The sequence below is a fragment of the Streptomyces katrae genome (assembly GCF_000966975.1).
GTDB lineage: Bacteria > Actinomycetota > Actinomycetes > Streptomycetales > Streptomycetaceae > Streptomyces > Streptomyces katrae.
Genome location: NZ_JZWV01000277.1, coordinates 1 through 656, shown reverse-complemented (window position 1 = coordinate 656; position 656 = coordinate 1). Strand labels below are relative to the sequence as shown.

The 656-nt window shown below is 73.3% G+C and carries 1 protein-coding gene; it reads left to right on the top strand.

Features of this window, described 5'->3' with window-relative positions; genetic code table 11:
- Nucleotides 1-426: 426 nt before the first annotated feature.
- Nucleotides 427-656: hypothetical protein (locus tag VR44_RS11605; protein ID WP_063778910.1), on the top strand; the 230-nt coding region annotated here is incomplete at its 3' end.

The following is a 656-nucleotide window of genomic DNA, read 5'->3' as shown; positions in this document are numbered from 1 at the left end:
CGCCGGGGGTGCCGGAGTGGCTGTCCTGGAAGCCTCCGCAGACGGTGCAGTGCACTTCTCGCTGGTATGGCAGGGGACGGCAGTTCGGGCAGATCGGCCCGTCGGGAGTCCGGGTGCAGACCATGCGTCGCTTGCCGCAGACGATTCAGGTCTCCAGGTTGGCGGGGTCCGTGATCAGACAGCGCGGACACAGCGGCCGCCCCCTCGGCGTCGCGGGTGGCCGACTCGCGCCGGCCGCCGCAGCGCGAGCACTCCGCCACGGCCACGCCGTCAGCGTCGACGAGCCGGTACGGCTCGTACCGGTCGCCGGTCTCCCCCAGCTCCCCCCGGGGAACGGCCGATCGCGACAGATCCCCTTCGGGCACGAGTCAACGGGGCGTCCGCCGTTCCCTCCTGCGCCCTGACCCCGCTCAGCGCGGCCGGCTGGTGGAGATCCGCGACAACCTCTTCGACCGGATCGCCGACGCCGAGCCCGAGGGCTGGCTCGGGGAGATCGAAGGCCTTCGCGTCAGCCTCCCCGGCGCCGAAGCCAAGATCGGCCAGATCGATACGGCCGCACCCCGCGGGCCCGTCCTGCTCGGCCTGCCGACGCCGCGAGTGGACCGGCACGAGGGGTCAGGCCGCAGGCAGGGCGGGCGTGGAGCACGGAACAGCAG